Below are 15,927 nucleotides of genomic sequence, written 5' to 3'. Positions count from 1 at the left end.
GGTCAGTAGTGCACGGCGTGGCGGATCTGATGGCACAGCCCGACGGGGTCCGCGAACTCGGCCGTGGCGGCCGCGGCGCGGGCGGCCGCGGTGTAGCCGGGGCCGGCGAGGATCTCCTGGACCGCAGCGCGGACGGCGTCGGGCGACAACGGCCGCACGACGATCGAACTGCCCTGCCGCGCAGCACGATTGGCCAGCTCCCACTGGTCACCGCCGCCGGGAACGGTGACGATAGGAACGCCCGCGGACAGCGTCTTGGCGAGCAGGCCGTGGCCGCCGCCGCCCACGACGACGGACGCGTGGGTCAGCAATTCGTCTTGCCGCCCCAGCCCGGCCGTGGCCCACGGCGGCAGGTCGGCGGGCGGCGTGTCCAGCATCGAAATCGCCACGCGGACACCGGTTCCGTCCAGAGCCTCGAGGACGGTCTCCGCCATGCCCGCCACGCCGGTGTGCGCGGTCGAGGGGGCGACCATGACCAGCGGTCCGTCACCTGGCGGAAGGTCCAGAATCGCGTCGGTCGGCTCCCACAGCAGAGGGCCGATCACGTGGGCGGATTCCGGCCAGTCGGGGCGCGACACCTCCAGCGCGGGCAGGGTGGCGATCAGGCGGGCGGCGGGACCGGGGTCGACGGCCGGGAGACCGACGCTCTCCCGGGCCCGCTCGCGCTGGCGCCGCCCGTTCCGGAGGGCGCGCGCGGTCATGCCGCGCAGCACACCGTCGCGCACCCGCCCGCGCAGACCCGCACCGGGTGCGAGCCCACTTCCGATGGGCGGCAATCCCTTCGACGGCAGATACAGCGGATGCGGGGAAAGTTCCACCCAAGGGACGCCGAGCCGCTCCGCGGCCATCCCGCCGCCCGCGGTCAGCACGTCGGAGACCACCAGTTCGGGCAGCATGGCGCTCAGCTCGGGCAGGATCTCGGTGGAGATGTGCGCGGCCCGCTCGTGGATGCGCTGTCCCGCGTCGGCGTCGTCGTCCACCGGCCGCGGCGCCAGGCCTTTCAGTCTGCGCACGCCGATGCCCGCGGCGAGCGCGGCGTCGAACCAGCGCGGACCGGTGAACAAGACCGGCTCGTCACCGGCCGCCAAGAACCGCAGGCACAACGCGATAGCGGGGAACGCGTGACCGGGATCGGGCCCTGCGACAACGGCTACTCGCATCCGCCTAGCCTGCCACACCCCCGTGCGGGGCGATCACACGCCGCATCGCGGCGGCGCGGGGACGGGGTTCCGTACGCCGCCGCTTCCGCTACAGCTTGCTCACCGTCGAGTTGTCCGAGCCCGACACCGCCTTGTACAGCAGGTACAGCCCGAACACGATGGCGCTGATCACCAAGATGGGGAACAGGCCCTTGATCAGTGCGCCGATGATCGCCAGCGCGATCCAGACGACCGCGACTATGCCGATGATCTTCCACAACATTCGATGCCTCCCGAAGTCCGTTTACGCTTCGAAGCATGACACCCGAATGAGCTTGAATCACCAGGTGAGACGGGATATCGGGGTGAAAATCAGGGTTCCCCCCGACACCCGGCCCTCGCTCGCGGGGCGGCGATCGGGGTTTTCTCTCGGCATGTGGCGCGGGGGAGCGAAACTGGACCCGGCCGCGCGGTCGGCGCGACCGGGTCCGCGCGCCCGATCAGCCCCGCCGGCGCTCGGCGTCCGGGAGGTCTCCGCCCAGGGGGTCGTCCTGCGGCATGCCCTCCGGTTCCCGCATACCGAGATCGGCCGTGTCGACGGCATAGGAATCGATCATCGGCTCACGTCCTACGCGCGACCGTTCGCCGGCCGGAGGCATCCGCAACGTCTCCTCCTCGCTTCCCGGATAGCTCCGCATCCGGGCCGGGGCGATGTCTTCCGGTTGCCCGGCGCGCTCCTCGGGCGGGCGAGTCATCTCGGGACGGGCGCGCCGCGGCTGCGGCACCGGCTGCCTGCCGTAGACATCCCAGGCGGCATGCTCCGGGTCGATCTGGTAGTGATCGAACAGTTCCTGCTCGGCCTGCGGGCTGATCTGCCCGTTGTGGTCCAGCTGGGGCGAGACCTTCACCGCGTCCCTCCCGACCCGCACCTGCAACGTGGCCGACTCGGGGCGGTGCTCGGCGCCGGCCAGCGGGACGAGGGCGTCGGCGCTGAACAGGCCGGTGGATACCGCGATCCAGGTGGGTGACCCGGAATTGTTGTCGACGTAGACCCGCTTGACCTTGCCGATCTTCTCGCCTTCGGGGCCGTACACCGAGCTTCCGATGAGCGTTTCCAGCATTTCAGTCATGGGTTCCTCCGCAGTTCGTCCGTGCGATGCGCAGCCCGACAGAACGCGGCCGACCACCGCACGTGCTGAGAAAAGGGTTCAATCGCTTGTGGGTCGATCGGTGACGTCGGGGCTTACGGCGACGCGCTGCGCTCTGCGCGACAGCCGCACCGGGTCCTCGGCGGTCTCACACGACAGATACCGGCTGACATCCAGCCGCTGCGTGTCCTGGTCGAGCAGCGATCGACGGTAGGAAACATCAAGCATGACGCGCTCCTGCCCAGTAGTGCATGTTCCCGGCCCCAGACGAAGCCGGAAGAGATCAGCTACAGGGTGGCAACTACCCAGGCATTTCACTATCAAACGAGTAGAGGGCGCTACACAGCCGATTCTCCGTAACTTTCGCGACGATATAGCAATCGAGTAGCTATCACTCCTTGACTGACCGCGTCCCGCGTTGGGTTCCGCGTCCGCCCTTGAGCAGCATCAGCGCCGACGGCCCGCTGGTGAACCGGAAGTTCCTGCCGCGATGGTCCACCTCGCCGTCGGTGGCCAAGGAGATCGGCTGCTCGGCCACCCGCACGTCCACCCGGGAGACCCGGCGGTGCCGGTAGGTGGGCGAATAGTTCAGCGTGCCGGTGAACGTCGCGAAGACCAGCCGCAGCCGCGAGAGAGGGACGTCGGCGCGCAGGTAGCGGACGTCCAGGGTGCCGCCGTGCAACTCCGGGCGCGACATGGGGATCTGGTCGGCGGGGTGGTAGGTGCCGTTGCCGACGAACAGCATCCACAGCGCGGCACGGGTGCCGTCGATGGTGACGTGCAGGGGCTGCGCCCGGAACAGCACGCGCACCATGGCCATACCCGCCGCGGGCCATTTCCCGATCCGGCGCTCCCAGCGCTCACGGACGCGCACGAAATCGGGATAGCCGCCGAGACTGGCGGTGTTGACGAAGATTCTCCGCTCGGCGTCGTCGAAGCACACCTCGGCCACGTCGACACGAACCGCCTCGCCTGTTTCCAATCCGGCGAGGGTCACCGCGGCGTCCTCCACTCCGGCGTCTCTGGCGAAGTGGTTGAGCGTGCCGCCCGCGAAGACCGCCAGCGGCAGCCGGTGGCGCACCGCGTACTCCGCGACCGCCGACACCGTCCCGTCTCCGCCGACGACGCCGAGCGCGACGATGTCGTCGCGTCGCAGCAGTTCGCCGACCCGCGCCTCGACATCGTCGCCGCCGCCGAGTTCGAGCACCTCGGCGGCGGGCAGCCGCTCACGCAGGGCGGCGAGCGCGTCGTCGCCGCCGCCCGATCCCGCGTGCGGATTCCCGATCAGCAGCAGCCCGGCGCCGCACGGCAGCGGGTCGATGTGCTCGACCGGCCCCAGGGTGGCGGGTTCGTCGTCGCGCACCGCCCACCACCGCCGGGTGACCAGCGCGACCGCACCACCGAACAGCGCGCCCGCGACCACGTCGGATGGCCAATGAACGCCGATGTGCACGCGCGAATAGCCGACCGCGGCGGCGACCGGGGCCACCGCGGCGGCCGCCACGGGAGATTCCAGCGCCAGACCCGTCGCGAAAGCCGCGGCGGAAGCCGAATGCCCGGACGGGAACGACGACGAGACCGGCGGCGCGACGAGCCTGCGCACGAACGGAACGGATTCATCCGGCGGACGGCGGCGCGGGAACAGCGGCTTCGCCACGCCGTTGGCCACACCGCTGGCAATGCTCAGCGCGAGCAGCCCGCGCACCGCGCCGCGCCGGGTCGAGCGATCCCCGGCGACGAACAGGATCGCCCCGAGCGCGATCCACAAGCGGTTCTTGTCGGCTGCGGTGCTCAACGCCTTCAGCACCCGGTCCGCCGGGGTCGCCCGCACGCGCGCACTGCGATCGACCAGCCAGCGATCCAGGCTGCTCGTCATTGCGACCACTCCATCGTCGCGCCCCCGAGTCGAGAGAAACCGCATCGCCGCAGCCTACCGACCGTTGGCGTGCCCCGCCCGGCCGACCGCTGCGCCCGGGTCTACGCGACCAAGCCCTCGCGGGACGCCATCGGCGCTGTCACAAACCGGAAAGTACGCCATTTCAGTGCACGGATGTACTCTGATCTCGAACGCACAGTGGCGTTGCGCGACAACCGGGAAGGGATGATCCAATGACGCAGACACCCCAATCAGCACACAGTCATGCACTGAATCTCAGGTAACGGCCGGGACTCGATGGACAACACGAACGAGCTGGCGCAGGAACTCGCGGCCGCAGCACGACGGCACGGTTCGGCGATCGCGGGGATCGTCGGATCGGCCGCCCGCAAGGCGTCCTGGGAGGTGCTCGACCTCATGGCCGAGAGCCGAGAACTGGTGGGCGCGGCGCTTCGCGTCAGGGCCGAGGAACTTCGCCGCCGGGACCGGCAGAGCTGAACCGAGTCCGATCAGATCGGTGGCCGCGGCGACGCGGGCACCGATTTGTCGGCCACTTCGATGAGGGCCTGCGCCCACCCGTCCAGCCGGTCGGAGGCGTGACGCAGATCCGCCACGATGGTGTCGAAGTGGTGCCGCACGACAGCGTTGTCCGGGACCGCGAGTATCCGGCCCGCCGCGGCGACGACCTGCTCGTACTCCTCGACGCCCGCGTCGAGCCTGGCCAAGGTCAGCCGCAGGTTCTCGGTGAGCGCTACGGCAGCGGGCGAATTCGCGTTTCCCATGGCGCCGAGTCCTTGCTCCACCGCCGTGATGTCGGCGGCCAGCGCGTGCAGCGCCGCCGCGCCCGAGGCCGCCGTCTCGAGCATGTCGGCCAGTTCGTCCGGGGGCAGCCGATGCGAGCGAGCGATCTGGGCACCCATTCCGTGCAATGCCTTCTCCGCGCGTACCAGACGCGCGATCGACGGGCGCGCGTTCGACCACAAAGGCGGCTGCTTGCGCGGCACGAACGCTGCCTGGGGTAGCGGAGCGCCCCGCAGCCGCAGATAGCGGCGAGTGCTCAGCGCCGCACCGGTCACCAGCGCGACCGCGCCGCCGCCGACCACGACCACGGCCCACACCGGCGCGGAAACGACCACGAGGCCAACGGTTCCCGCCGTGGTGAGGCCGGACACGGTGCCCAGCTGGAAGCTGCGGCGGCGAACTCTGCGGCGGCGGCGCAGCTCTCGCTCCCGCGGATCGGCCCAGCGCCGCACGGCGACGAGCGCGTTCTCGCCGACTTCGCGAAGGCTGTCCGGCAGGCTGCCCGGCTGTGGCGCGAGCGCGGCTTGTGCCCGGATCATCGCCGACCCGCGCGGGCGCCGCGCGTCGAGCTGCCGCTCGCGAAATACACTGCCGCTCATACCTTCTCTCCCACCGGTTGCACACATCGGACAGACCGAGACCCGACTCGGCCGACGGCCGGCCGGTCGGGTCCCCACGCCTTGTCTTCCAGTGAACCAGCCCCCACCGACACGTGTTCGCCGAACGTCCGGTCGCGGCGGCTACTGCTGTGCGGCCTGCCCCTTGTTCATCTGCGGTTGTGCCGGATCGGCCTGCGCCGGATTGATGGCGGGCTGGGCGCCACCGGCCGGCAACTGGTCGCCGCGCATGGACGCGCGGATCTGCTCCAGCTTGCTGTGCCCGGCCATCTGGACGCTGGCCTGCTGCACCTCGAGCATGCGGCCCTGCACCGAGTTCTGCGCGAGCTCGGCGGCACCCAGCGCGTTGGCGTAGCGGCGCTCGATCTTCTCGCGCACCGCGTCCAGGCTCGGCGTGCTGCCCGGCGCCGACAGCGTCGAATCCATCTGCTGCAGCGAAGCCGAGACCTGCTCCTGCATCTTGGCCTGCTCCAGCTGGCTGAGCAGCTTGGTGCGCTCGGCGACCTTCTGCTGCAACAGCATCGCGTTCTGCTCCACGGCCTTCTTGGCCTGGGCGGCCGCCTGCAGCGACTGGTCGTGCAGAACCTTCAGGTCCTCCACCGACTGCTCGGCGGTGACCAGCTGCGCGGCGAACGCCTCGGCGGCGTTGGTGTACTGGATCGCCTTCTCGGTGTCGCCCGCCGCGGCGGCCTGATCGGCCAGCAGAACGGCCTGGCGCGCGTTGGCGTTGAGCTTCTCGACTTCGTCCAGTTGCCGGTTCAGCTTCATCTCCAGCTGACGCTGGTTGCCGATGACGGATGCGGCCTGCTGGGAAAGGGCCTGGTGCTGCCGCTGGGCTTCCTCGATAGCCTGCTGAATCTGGACCTTCGGATCCGCGTGCTCCTCGATCTTCGAATCGAAGAGGGCCATCAGGTATTTCCAGGCCTTGACGAACGGACTAGCCATCGATTGATCCCGCCTCCATCTGACATGCCGCGCTTCGGCGCGACTCCAGTGCGCGACCGTCACGCACCCGATATGTGCCTATCCTCCACCATGCGGCACCCGGGCCGGGCGAACCCGGCCCAACCGACGCCTAGGGAGAATCTATCCGCTTTTCGCGGCGGCCCGCAGCGTTGCCGCCGTGGCCACGTCTCGCAGCGCGTCACACGCCCTTCACCAGGACCAGCATGTCCGATCGCGGCGCGGGGATGACGATCCTGGTGTCCTCCGCCAGCGGCAGCGGCCGCGCCGCCACGTCGGCCGCCGACATGGCCGCCGTCGCCGGAGCGGGCGCGGATTCGTCCTGCGCCGCGGGCTCGGCCGCCGTCGGCTCCGACTCGGCGGCGGCCGCGGCCGCGGCGTCGTCCGCGGGGGCACCGGCCGTCGGTCCGTCGGCCCCTGCCATGAGCGTGCTCACATCCCACAGCACCCGCGACAGCGGAAGGTCCAGAGCTTCGCAGATGGCGGCCAGCAATTCGCTGGAGGCCTCCTTACGACCGCGCTCGACTTCCGAGAGATAGCCCAAGCTGACCCGCGCCGATGTCGACACCTCGCGCAGGGTCCGGTTCTGGGCGAGACGCGCACGCCGCAGACTGTCCCCGATTGCCTCTCGCAGCAGCGTCATCTCGTTCTCCTTCGCTCCCGGTCGCCGGGCCGACACGATTCTCGGCCCCACGCATGCCGTTCTCTTTGGCACAACGTCGGAGCCGGGGCGGTTGGTTCCCGCCGAGGGCACCTAGCCGCTCCGCCCGACGCGGTCGGCCGGACCCGAGCCCGCCTCCCGCACGCACCGCAGCAATTCCGACACCGCCGTGCGCGTCGCACCGATTCTGATCGTCCATCGGTCGCCGGGGAGTTTCAACCGCATCACCTCGGTATGCCCGGGACCGGCCAATCCGAGGAAGACCGTGCCGACCGGGTGCCCGTCCTGCGAATCGGGGCCCGCGACGCCGGTCAGACCGACCCCCCAGTCCGCTCCGCAGCGCGTGCGCGCGCCGACGGCCAGTTGTTCGGCGGTGCTCGCCGCCACCGGTCCCTCGGTCGCGAGAACCTCCGCGTCGACGCCGGCGAGGCTGTGCTTGAGGTCCGTGGCGTACACCACCAGCCCGCCGCGCAGTACAGCGCTGGCGCCGGGCACCCCGGCGATGGTCGCGGTGAGCAGGCCCGCGGTCAAGGATTCGGCGGTTGCCACGGTTTGCCGCACGGTCACCAGCGCACGAACGAGATCGACAGCGGGCATGTCGGCGATCAGCGGATCGCTCATACGCCGCGCGTCCGCCCCTGGCCGCCCGCGAACCACACCCGGGCCGCCTGGCCGACGTAGTCCAGTCCGGTGCCCACGGTCAGCGCGACCGCCAAGTACATCATCGGCATGCCGATCTCCGCGAGCCTGCCCGACAGCGGCAACAGCAGCATGGCGATGGCCAGCGACTGGACCAGCGTCTTCAGTTTGCCGCCGCGCCCGGCCGGGATCACGCCGCGGCGCACCACGATCAAACGCAGCAGTGTGACGCCGATCTCACGCCCGCAGATCACCAGGGTAATCCACCAGGCCAGATCACCGAGCAGGGACAGTCCGATCACTGCCGACCCGATCAACGCCTTGTCCGCGATGGGATCGGCCAGCTTGCCGAAATCGGTCACCAAGCCGTATTTGCGTGCCAGTTGCCCGTCGAACCGGTCGGTGATCGCGGCAAGGCCGAACAGCGCCGCGGCGGTGACCCGCCAGCCGGTTTGGTGACCATCCCCGACGAACAGCGCCGCGACGAACAGCGGCACGATCGCGATGCGCAGCATGGTGAGCACGTTCGCGATGTTCAGCAGCGGCGGCCCGGCCTCGGCCTGGGCCGGTGCGAAGCCGGGTCGGAGCGGGGCGGGCGCACTCCAGGGACGGTCCGTCTCGTCGGGTTGCACGCTCATGCCTTCGCCTCACCGGCGATCGGCTCGGTCACGGCCGCCTCGTCACCGCGCCGCGCCACCCGGCGCGACGCGGTGAAGTGAACGAGTGGATCCGCGGCACACGTTCAGACTATCGGTAGCCGGGCCGACTACTGTGCACCCCATGACCTCTCGGGGACCACTAGGTGGTTCGACCAGCGACGCGCATCCGGGCGCGGCTTCTGCCGCGCGCAGTTCCCTCCCGGTCGTCCGACGCGCGCGAACCTCCGACGTGCCCGAGATCAAACGCCTCGTCGACGAATACGCCGGCCGGATTCTGCTGGAGAAGAACCTGGTCACCCTCTACGAGGCGGTACAGGAGTTCTGGGTCGCCGAATCGGACGGCCGCATCGTCGGCTGCGGCGCGCTGCACGTGCTGTGGGCGGATCTCGGGGAGGTGCGCACGGTCGCGGTGCACCCCGACGTCAAGGGCACCGGTGTGGGCAAGCTCATCGTGCAGCGATTGGTCGCGGTGGCCCGCGAACTCGAATTGCGGCGGCTGTTCGTGCTGACCTTCGAGGTGGAGTTCTTCGGCAGGCACGGCTTCGTCGAGATCGACGGCACCCCGGTCACCGCCGAGGTGTACGCCGAGATGTGCCGCTCCTACGACACCGGTGTGGCCGAGTTCCTCGATCTGAGCTATGTGAAGCCGAACACTCTCGGCAATACTCGAATGCTGCTGACGCTCTGACAGGAAGCGATACCGTGCCGATCTTCGCCGTCCACTACGTCTACTCCGAGTCCACCGTCGCCGACCGGGATGTGCACCGTCCCGAGCACCGGGCCTGGCTGGCCGGTCTGCTCGAGTCGGGCGCCCTGCTCAGCAGCGGCCCGTACCCGGACGGGTCCGGGGCGCTGCTGATCTTCCGCTCGGAGGACGCGGGGCAGTTGAAGGACCTGCTCGCCCAGGATCCGTTCGCCCGGGAGAACCTGATCGAGCAGGCCCGCGCCGTGGAGTGGGTCCCCGTCTTCGGCGCCTTCGCCTCCTGACCGGCTAACGGTCGGCTCGGGCCCGCGTCCGGAGCAGGCTGGCGACCGTCGCGACGACCAGGATGCCCAGGATGACGCCCAGCGAGACGGGCGTGGAGATCTCCGGGACCGCGACGTGCTCGCCGCCGTTGACGAACGGCAGCGTGTTCTCGTGCAGGGCGTGCAGCACCAGCTTCACGCCGATGAACGCGAGTATCGCGGCCAATCCATAGGACAGGTAGACCAGTCGATCGAGCAGCCCGCCGATCAGGAAGTACAGCTGTCGCAACCCCATCAGCGCGAACGCGTTCGCGGTGAAGACGAGGTAGGGCTGCTCGGTCAGGCCGTAGATGGCCGGGATGGAGTCCAGCGCGAAGAGCAGATCGGTGAACCCGATCGCCAGCAACGCCAGCAACAGCGGCGTGACCGCCCGGCGTCCGTCGAGCCTGGTCACCAGCTTGTCACCGTCGTATTCATCGGTCGTGGGCAGCACGCGCTTGGCCAGTGCGACGATCCGGCTGTCGCGTTTCTCCTCGACTTCGACCTCGTGACCGCTTTCGCGCAGCAGCTTGACCGCGGTGTAGACGAGGAAGATCCCGAACAGATAGAACACCCAACTGAACGCGCTGATCGCGGCAGCGCCGACGGCGATGAACGCACCGCGCATGGCCAGAGCGAGCACGATGCCGATCAGCAGAACCTTTTGCTGGTAGATCCGCGGCACGGCGAAGGTGGACATGATGATCAGGAAGACGAACAGGTTGTCCACCGAGAGCGCCTTCTCGGTGACGAAGCCCGCGTAGTACTCCCCGGCGTAGGTCGATCCCCACTGCCAGGCGACCACACCACCGAACAGCAGCGCCAGCCCGATGTAGACCGCGGACCAGAATCCGGATTCGCGGAACGTCGGCTCGTGCGGAGTGCGGACGTGAGCGAAGAAGTCGAAGACGAACAATCCGAGGATCACCACGACGGTGATCGCCCACTCGAGTGCGGTTACATGCATGCGGGGTACCGATCGGTAGCGAAGATCATGGTGTCCATAGTGCCCGATTTGTCCGTTGAGGTTCAGTAGCGGGGTGATTGCCGCCCATAATTCCACATGTGTTCAGCCGACGTTCCGTGCGACAGTCCTCGACCGTGACCGCACGCTGAACCGCGCGAACCGGGGCGACCGCGGTCCGCACACGCTGCCTCCGGGAGGACGGCACCACCCACGTCGAAACCGATGCACACTTCTGCCGGACCATCACGCACGAATGAAACCGCGGCCTCGGCGAGGTCGTGATCGCGCTGCTGAAGGCGGGCCGGACGCCGACGAGCACGGTCGAAGATCGCAGCGTTCCGTCGAACACGTTGCCCGGACCGATGACAGCGGGCGCGCGGACGGCGAATGGCGGCTGACCCGCACCTGGAAAGGCTGCTACTGAGCGATACCCGGCAGGCCGGGAGGAACTGAACCAGGTAGGGTCGTCGGCGAAGCAAAATCGGTTTCCGACACCGGCATCCGGTGTTGGTTTCTGAGCGGCGAAGATCGGACCACAGGAAGGCGAGACGATGTCCGGGACGGTGCGGCAGGGATTGCCGAGCGGTGTCCGGCAGTCGTATCTGCGCGCCGTGCTATCGGCCTCATCCGCTCGGCGGATGAGCGCGCGGAGCCGCCCCTGAACGTGTCTTTCGCAGACCCGTACGAAGGGGTCACTCCGCGGCCGACCGCCGAGGAGTGGCCCCTTTTTCGTGCGAACGGACGTAGCGCAGCGGTCTGAACCGCCGCCGGAGACCCTCCGTCCGTGTCGATCCCCTCCGGTCGGAACTCCGACCGATCCCTCGTAGCCCAATCGGTAGAGGCGCCGGACCTAGATTCCGGGAGATGCGAGTTCGAATCTCGCCGAGGGAACCAGCCCGATCACTCCGGCGGCTCCGCGTCGCCGTCATCCCCGCCGCCGCGGATCGACCACAACAGCCCTTCCAGCTCATCGGGTTTCACCAGCACATCACGCGCCTTGGACCCCTCGCTCGGACCGACCACGCCGCGGGTCTCCATCAGGTCCATCAGCCGCCCCGCCTTGGCGAAACCGACGCGCAGCTTGCGCTGCAGCATCGAGGTGGACCCGAACTGCGAGGTGACCACGAGTTCCACCGCCTGCAGGAAGACGTCGAGATCGTCGCCGATGTCGGGGTCGACGTCCTTCTTCTCCCCGGCCTTCGCGGCGGTCACGCCTTCTCGGTATTCCGGCTGGGCCTGATTCTTGGCGAACTCGACGACGGCGTGGATCTCCTCGTCGCTGATGAACGCGCCCTGCAGCCGGGTGGGCTTGCCCGCGCCCATCGGCAGGAACAGGCCGTCACCCATGCCGATCAGCTTCTCCGCGCCGGGCTGGTCGAGAATGACGCGGGAGTCGGTCAGCGACGAGGTGGCGAAGGCCAGCCGGGAGGGCACGTTGGTCTTGATCAGACCCGTCACCACGTCCACCGACGGCCGCTGCGTGGCCAGTACGAGGTGGATGCCCGCGGCACGGGCCTTCTGGGTGATGCGGACGATGGCGTCTTCCACGTCGCGCGGAGCGGTCATCATCAGATCGGCCAGCTCGTCGACGATGGCCAGGATGTAGGGGTAGGGCCGGTACACCCGTTCGCTGCCCAGCGGCGCGGTGATCGCTCCCGACTTCACCTTCTTGTTGAAGTCGTCGATGTGGCGCACCTTGTTGGCCTGCATGTCCTGGTAGCGCTGTTCCATCTCCTCCACCAGCCAGGCCAGCGCGGCCGCGGCTTTCTTCGGCTGGGTGATGATCGGCGTGATCAGGTGCGGAATGCCCTCGTAGGGTGTCAGTTCCACCATTTTCGGGTCGATCAGGATCATCCGGACCTCGTCCGGCGTCGCCCGCTGCAGCAGCGACACCAGCATCGAGTTCACGAAGCTCGACTTACCCGAACCGGTGGAGCCCGCGACCAGCAGGTGCGGCATCTTGGCCAGATTCGCCGAGACGAACTCGCCCTCGATGTTCTTGCCCAGACCGATCACCAGCGGGTGGTGGTCGGTGCGGGTGCTGGGCGCCTTGAGCACGTCGGCCAGCCGGACCAGCTCGCGGTCGGCGTTCGGCACCTCGATGCCGACGGCCGACTTGCCGGGGATCGGCGCGAGCAGCCGGACGTTCTCCGTCGCGACGGCGTAGGCGATGTTGCGCGCCAGCGCGGTGATCTTCTCGACCTTCACGCCTGGCCCGAGTTCGACCTCGTAGCGCGTCACCGTGGGGCCTCGGACGAACCCGGTGACGGCGGCGTCGATCTTGAACTGCACCAGCACCTCGGTGATCGCCTCGATCATCGATTCGTTGGCGGCGCTGCGCTTCTTGGGCGGATCCCCGTCGGTCAGCAACGACAACGGCGGCAGCGTGTAGTCGCCTTCGACCTCGCGATCGGTGACGAACTCCAATTGCTGCGGCTGCGGCGGTGGCGTCTGATCCTCGACTACCGCGGCGGGACGTTGCCTCTTCGGCTTCGGTTTCGGCGCGGGTTCCTCGACCGCGACCTGCTTGGCGTCGCGCAGGGGGGGTTCGCCGAGTGCCTCGGTGACCGCGCCGGGGTCGCCGAACTCATCGGGCGGATAGTTCTCCGCGGGCGTGCGACCGCGCCGCTCGGCGGTGGTGCGATGCACCGGGAAGCCGTCGGCGTCGTAGTCGGCCGGGTCGTAATCCCGGTAGTCGCCGTCGAATTCGCCGTAGTCGCCACCGGTCTCGGTGCCGAAGTATCGCCGCAGCTTGTCCGGCACCTCGCGCACCGTCGTCCCGGTCACCAGCAGCGCGCCGAAGATGATGGCCAGCAACAGGATCGGGACCGACAGCCAGGCGGTGAGGCCGTTGGTCAGCGGCCCGCCGGTCACGAAGCCGACGAAACCGGCGGCGCGGGAACGCCCGTGCGCGTCGGTGGGTGCGCCCGCGGCGATGTGCCACAGCCCGAGGATCGGCAAGCCGATCAGCAAGCCGCCGAGCACCAGCCGCGGCCGGATCTCGGGGCGCGGTTCGGTACGCATCAGGACCACCGCGATCCCGGAGGCGACGAACGGCAGTCCGGCGGAAGCCGATCCGGAGATCGCGCGGATCACGTCCTCGACCCAGTGGCCGACCGGGCCGCCGGCCGACAACCAGACCGCCGCCGCGATCACGGCGCTCAGTGCGATCAGCGCCAGTGCGGCGCCGTCGCGCCGATGCCCGTGTTCGATCTCGCCCGCGCGGCTCAGCGTGCGTGTGGCCGCGCCGAGCCCGCGGGCCAGCATGGTCCAGCCGCTGCCGATGCCGCGCGTGAAGACCGCGAGGGGAGCCGTGTTCGACTGACGGCGCACCGGACGCCGAGCCGGGGAGCTACGTCGGCGGGGCGTTGCGGTCGTTCGGGGCGTGGCCGTGCGGGGCGTCGCCGCGCGGGGCGTGGCCGCGCGAGATCGCGCCGTGGTGGCCCTCCCCCGCGCCGATCCCGCCCGCGCCCGAGTCGTCGGAGTGCTGCGGGACTTACCTGCCATGGCCCCAGGCTAGCCGCAATCGCCCCATCCGGACCATCCGCAACACTGGTACCGTTCCGCAGCTCGCGGCTTTCCGCGGGTCACCGGAGCCCGGACGGCGAAGCGACGAGGGGCGAATCAGACCGATCGGTCTGCCTCGAGCACCGCCCGGACGGCCTCCGGGGATCCCGCGGTCTCCAGCCGGACTTCGTCCCGTCCGAAGGCGTGCAGCACCAGTTCCGAGGGCTTGCCGGTCAGCGTGACGACGTCCTCGAACGCCGACCGCAGCACCGTGCGCCTGCCGTCCGGCGTCGCCAGCTCGACCGTCACCGGCGCCTTGCGGTAGGCCATCCTGGCCATTTTGCGCAACACCGACCACAGCCGGTCCTCGTCGGCGGCGGGCAGTTCGCGTGGCTGCCAACCGGGCTCGGCGCGACGCACGTCCTCGTGATGGACGAACATCTCCGACAGATTGACCGCCGCGTCGACCGGCCGCAGCGGCGACCACCACGGCGGACCGGTCCGCACCTGCTCCAAGAGCTCGGGAAACGGCTTGTTCGCGGCCTTCGCCTGCACCCGGTCGAGATATCCCGCCAGCGGCTTCACCAGGATGCCCGGCGCGGCGTCGGGGCGCCGTTCGCGAACCACCAAGTGCGCGGCCAGGTCCCGTACCGTCCACGCACCACAGAGCGTGCGCGCGTCCGGCCCCGCCGCCGCCATCGCCTCGACGAGTGCCCGGCGTTCCCGCTGTGCCATAGTCACACCCCCGAACATACCGACCCCCCGGCCACATCGCCGGGGCGGCGCGGTCACCGCAACCACTGCTTCTCCTCGGGGTACACGGCGTTCGGTGCCCCCTCTGCCGGGAAATCTCCGGCTAGCGTAATGAGAGTCGGCTCTGTACCTTGTCACTCGGTCCATCGGGTCGTGGGCCATATGACAAGAAGGGGCAAATCCTCGTGAAGAAGGTTGCTACCGGTGTAGCCGCGCTCGCGGCGGTAGGTGCCGCGCTGGCTGTCAGCGCACCCGCCGCGAACGCCTACACCAACAACTACGGCGCGATCGCGCTGTCCACCTCCACCGGTTTGATCGGGTACTCCTACGACTACCCGAACTCGGCTGCCGCGCAGCAGCGCGCCGTGAACTCTTGCGGCGCAGCGGACTGCCAGTCGGTGGTCTGGTTCCGCAACGGCTGCGGCGCCGTGGCGTACTCCAGCGGCACCGGCACCTGGAGCTGGGGATACGCATCGTCGCGCCGCAGCGCACAGGGCCAAGCTCTGGCGCGCAACGATTCCGACGCCTACATCGTGCACTGGAACTGCACGTCCAACCACGGCTGACGCCCGGACTTCGAGTCGAAGGAAACATCGTGAAGCACCGCACTTTCCGGACCACCGTGGCCGTCGTCCTCACCGCAGTCGCCTGCTCGCTGACCGCCTGCGCCTCCAACGACGACTCCTCGTCTCCGAGCACCAGCGCCAATCCCAGCCACGCGGCGGGTGAATTGGAGGGTGGCTCGGACAAGGGCGACAAGGAGGCAGGCTCCGCGCCGACCACCCCGTCCTCGCCCGCACTGCCCAAGCCCTCCGTGCAGCAACTGAACGAACGGCTGCAGAAGGCGTTCGACCCGAACGTGCCCAACGAGGAGAAGATCAGCTGGATCCAGGCCGCCGAGCAGGATCCCTACCTGGTCGCCAACCTCGTCGACGCGGCGAAGAAGCAGAAGGTCACCGTCGAGGTCACCAACGTGGGCGACCCGAAGGACAACAAGCTCAAGGCCGACGCCAAGGTCACCATCGACGGCACCCCGGTGGACGACGCGTTCATCCAGTTCGTCTCCGAGGGCGGCCAATGGAAGGTCGACCACACCTTCGCCTGCAACATCGTCAAGAGCGCGAAGATCGAATCCGCGGCCTGCCAGGAGTAACCGCTCCCGAACCAGCGAAAAGCGCCGGACAGCTGAGCC

At 69.1% G+C, this 15,927-nt stretch carries 18 protein-coding genes and 1 tRNA gene; 6 read left to right on the top strand and 13 right to left on the bottom strand.

Features of this window, described 5'->3' with window-relative positions:
* Positions 1-2: 2 nt before the first annotated feature.
* The 5 genes from ACFU5M_RS01855 to ACFU5M_RS01835 form a co-directional block, all read right to left on the bottom strand.
* Positions 3-1,160 carry a glycosyltransferase gene (locus tag ACFU5M_RS01855; protein WP_379042162.1) on the bottom strand — a complete coding sequence of 386 codons (1,158 nt, stop codon included), beginning with the start codon at positions 1,158-1,160 and terminating at the stop codon, positions 3-5.
* Positions 1,161-1,248: 88 nt separating this feature from the next.
* Complete coding sequence (locus ACFU5M_RS01850) at positions 1,249-1,422, bottom strand: hypothetical protein (RefSeq protein ID WP_167464162.1); 174 nt, start codon at positions 1,420-1,422, stop codon at positions 1,249-1,251.
* A 217-nt stretch (positions 1,423-1,639) separates the two neighbouring features.
* Entirely contained in the window at positions 1,640-2,269 is a 630-nt protein-coding gene (locus ACFU5M_RS01845) for a PRC-barrel domain-containing protein (RefSeq protein ID WP_379042160.1), read from the bottom strand.
* A gap of 78 nt (positions 2,270-2,347) precedes the next feature.
* On the bottom strand, positions 2,348-2,515 hold the full coding sequence (locus tag ACFU5M_RS01840; protein WP_379042158.1) for a hypothetical protein: 168 nt from the start codon (positions 2,513-2,515) through the stop codon (positions 2,348-2,350).
* Between the two features lie 163 nt (positions 2,516-2,678).
* Complete coding sequence (locus ACFU5M_RS01835) at positions 2,679-4,163, bottom strand: bifunctional phosphatase PAP2/diacylglycerol kinase family protein (protein WP_379042156.1); 1,485 nt, start codon at positions 4,161-4,163, stop codon at positions 2,679-2,681.
* 297 nt (positions 4,164-4,460) lie between these two features.
* Here ACFU5M_RS01835 and ACFU5M_RS01830 point away from each other — a divergent pair, with 297 nt between their 5' ends.
* Positions 4,461-4,661 (top strand): hypothetical protein, encoded by a 201-nt coding sequence (locus ACFU5M_RS01830; RefSeq protein ID WP_379042154.1) that lies wholly within the window; start codon positions 4,461-4,463, stop codon positions 4,659-4,661.
* An 11-nt stretch (positions 4,662-4,672) separates the two neighbouring features.
* On the opposite strand, the gene ACFU5M_RS01825 is transcribed toward ACFU5M_RS01830, so the two are convergent.
* From ACFU5M_RS01825 to pgsA, 5 genes are all read right to left on the bottom strand, one after another.
* Complete coding sequence (locus ACFU5M_RS01825; RefSeq protein ID WP_379042152.1) at positions 4,673-5,563, bottom strand: hypothetical protein; 891 nt, start codon at positions 5,561-5,563, stop codon at positions 4,673-4,675.
* Positions 5,564-5,704: 141 nt separating this feature from the next.
* Positions 5,705-6,526, bottom strand: coding sequence for a phage shock protein PspA (gene pspA, locus ACFU5M_RS01820; RefSeq protein WP_379042150.1), 822 nt, complete (start codon positions 6,524-6,526; stop codon positions 5,705-5,707).
* Positions 6,527-6,725: 199 nt separating this feature from the next.
* A complete protein-coding gene (locus ACFU5M_RS01815) occupies positions 6,726-7,187 on the bottom strand; it encodes a helix-turn-helix domain-containing protein (RefSeq protein ID WP_379042148.1) in 462 nt (153 codons plus the stop codon).
* A gap of 111 nt (positions 7,188-7,298) precedes the next feature.
* On the bottom strand, positions 7,299-7,826 hold the full coding sequence (locus ACFU5M_RS01810) for a CinA family protein (RefSeq protein ID WP_379042146.1): 528 nt from the start codon (positions 7,824-7,826) through the stop codon (positions 7,299-7,301).
* The gene (gene pgsA / locus ACFU5M_RS01805) at positions 7,823-8,482 is read right to left on the bottom strand and encodes a CDP-diacylglycerol--glycerol-3-phosphate 3-phosphatidyltransferase (RefSeq protein ID WP_379042144.1); all 660 of its coding nucleotides are present in this window, start codon (positions 8,480-8,482) and stop codon (positions 7,823-7,825) included. The genes ACFU5M_RS01810 and pgsA overlap by 4 nt, the downstream gene beginning before the upstream one ends.
* A gap of 142 nt (positions 8,483-8,624) precedes the next feature.
* On the opposite strand from pgsA, the gene ACFU5M_RS01800 reads away from it, so the two are divergent.
* Positions 8,625-9,191 (top strand): amino-acid N-acetyltransferase, encoded by a 567-nt coding sequence (locus ACFU5M_RS01800; RefSeq protein ID WP_379042142.1) that lies wholly within the window; start codon positions 8,625-8,627, stop codon positions 9,189-9,191.
* A 14-nt stretch (positions 9,192-9,205) separates the two neighbouring features.
* Complete coding sequence (locus ACFU5M_RS01795; protein ID WP_379042140.1) at positions 9,206-9,490, top strand: YciI family protein; 285 nt, start codon at positions 9,206-9,208, stop codon at positions 9,488-9,490.
* A 4-nt stretch (positions 9,491-9,494) separates the two neighbouring features.
* Here the strand turns inward: ACFU5M_RS01795 and ACFU5M_RS01790 are convergent, their stop codons facing one another.
* Positions 9,495-10,475: a TerC family protein gene (locus ACFU5M_RS01790; protein WP_379042138.1), complete on the bottom strand. Its 981-nt coding sequence runs from the start codon at positions 10,473-10,475 to the stop codon at positions 9,495-9,497.
* An 817-nt stretch (positions 10,476-11,292) separates the two neighbouring features.
* On the opposite strand from ACFU5M_RS01790, the gene ACFU5M_RS01785 reads away from it, so the two are divergent.
* Positions 11,293-11,369 (top strand) — tRNA-Leu (locus ACFU5M_RS01785).
* 6 nt (positions 11,370-11,375) lie between these two features.
* Here the strand turns inward: ACFU5M_RS01785 and ACFU5M_RS01780 are convergent.
* Positions 11,376-13,982 (bottom strand): DNA translocase FtsK, encoded by a 2,607-nt coding sequence (locus ACFU5M_RS01780; RefSeq protein ID WP_379042136.1) that lies wholly within the window; start codon positions 13,980-13,982, stop codon positions 11,376-11,378.
* Between the two features lie 117 nt (positions 13,983-14,099).
* Positions 14,100-14,723 (bottom strand): TIGR03085 family metal-binding protein, encoded by a 624-nt coding sequence (locus ACFU5M_RS01775; protein ID WP_379042134.1) that lies wholly within the window; start codon positions 14,721-14,723, stop codon positions 14,100-14,102.
* A gap of 197 nt (positions 14,724-14,920) precedes the next feature.
* Here ACFU5M_RS01775 and ACFU5M_RS01770 point away from each other — a divergent pair, with 197 nt between their 5' ends.
* Both ACFU5M_RS01770 and ACFU5M_RS01765 read left to right on the top strand, forming a co-directional pair.
* The gene (locus ACFU5M_RS01770) at positions 14,921-15,301 is read left to right on the top strand and encodes a DUF4189 domain-containing protein (protein WP_379042132.1); all 381 of its coding nucleotides are present in this window, start codon (positions 14,921-14,923) and stop codon (positions 15,299-15,301) included.
* 29 nt (positions 15,302-15,330) lie between these two features.
* Complete coding sequence (locus ACFU5M_RS01765) at positions 15,331-15,888, top strand: hypothetical protein (RefSeq protein WP_379042130.1); 558 nt, start codon at positions 15,331-15,333, stop codon at positions 15,886-15,888.
* Positions 15,889-15,927 lie beyond the last annotated feature (39 nt).

Origin of the sequence: Nocardia sp. NPDC057455 (assembly GCF_042802775.1) — a bacterium.
In the GTDB taxonomy this organism is placed as follows: Bacteria; Actinomycetota; Actinomycetes; order Mycobacteriales; family Mycobacteriaceae; genus Nocardia.
This window is presented reverse-complemented; position numbering and strand designations above follow the sequence as displayed.

What these genes read in the sequence shown, in the direction of transcription:
- ACFU5M_RS01855 (WP_379042162.1), bottom strand. Translation starts at nt 1,160, where the DNA reads ATGCGAGTAGCCGTTGTCGCAGGGCCCGATCCCGGTCACGCGTTCCCC.
- ACFU5M_RS01850 (WP_167464162.1), bottom strand. Translation starts at nt 1,422, where the DNA reads ATGTTGTGGAAGATCATCGGCATAGTCGCGGTCGTCTGGATCGCGCTG.
- ACFU5M_RS01845 (WP_379042160.1), bottom strand. Translation starts at nt 2,269, where the DNA reads ATGACTGAAATGCTGGAAACGCTCATCGGAAGCTCGGTGTACGGCCCC.
- ACFU5M_RS01840 (WP_379042158.1), bottom strand. Translation starts at nt 2,515, where the DNA reads ATGCTTGATGTTTCCTACCGTCGATCGCTGCTCGACCAGGACACGCAG.
- ACFU5M_RS01835 (WP_379042156.1), bottom strand. Translation starts at nt 4,163, where the DNA reads ATGACGAGCAGCCTGGATCGCTGGCTGGTCGATCGCAGTGCGCGCGTG.
- ACFU5M_RS01830 (WP_379042154.1), top strand. Translation starts at nt 4,461, where the DNA reads ATGGACAACACGAACGAGCTGGCGCAGGAACTCGCGGCCGCAGCACGA.
- ACFU5M_RS01825 (WP_379042152.1), bottom strand. Translation starts at nt 5,563, where the DNA reads ATGAGCGGCAGTGTATTTCGCGAGCGGCAGCTCGACGCGCGGCGCCCG.
- pspA (WP_379042150.1), bottom strand. Translation starts at nt 6,526, where the DNA reads ATGGCTAGTCCGTTCGTCAAGGCCTGGAAATACCTGATGGCCCTCTTC.
- ACFU5M_RS01815 (WP_379042148.1), bottom strand. Translation starts at nt 7,187, where the DNA reads ATGACGCTGCTGCGAGAGGCAATCGGGGACAGTCTGCGGCGTGCGCGT.
- ACFU5M_RS01810 (WP_379042146.1), bottom strand. Translation starts at nt 7,826, where the DNA reads ATGAGCGATCCGCTGATCGCCGACATGCCCGCTGTCGATCTCGTTCGT.
- pgsA (WP_379042144.1), bottom strand. Translation starts at nt 8,482, where the DNA reads ATGAGCGTGCAACCCGACGAGACGGACCGTCCCTGGAGTGCGCCCGCC.
- ACFU5M_RS01800 (WP_379042142.1), top strand. Translation starts at nt 8,625, where the DNA reads ATGACCTCTCGGGGACCACTAGGTGGTTCGACCAGCGACGCGCATCCG.
- ACFU5M_RS01790 (WP_379042138.1), bottom strand. Translation starts at nt 10,475, where the DNA reads ATGCATGTAACCGCACTCGAGTGGGCGATCACCGTCGTGGTGATCCTC.
- ACFU5M_RS01780 (WP_379042136.1), bottom strand. Translation starts at nt 13,982, where the DNA reads ATGGCAGGTAAGTCCCGCAGCACTCCGACGACTCGGGCGCGGGCGGGA.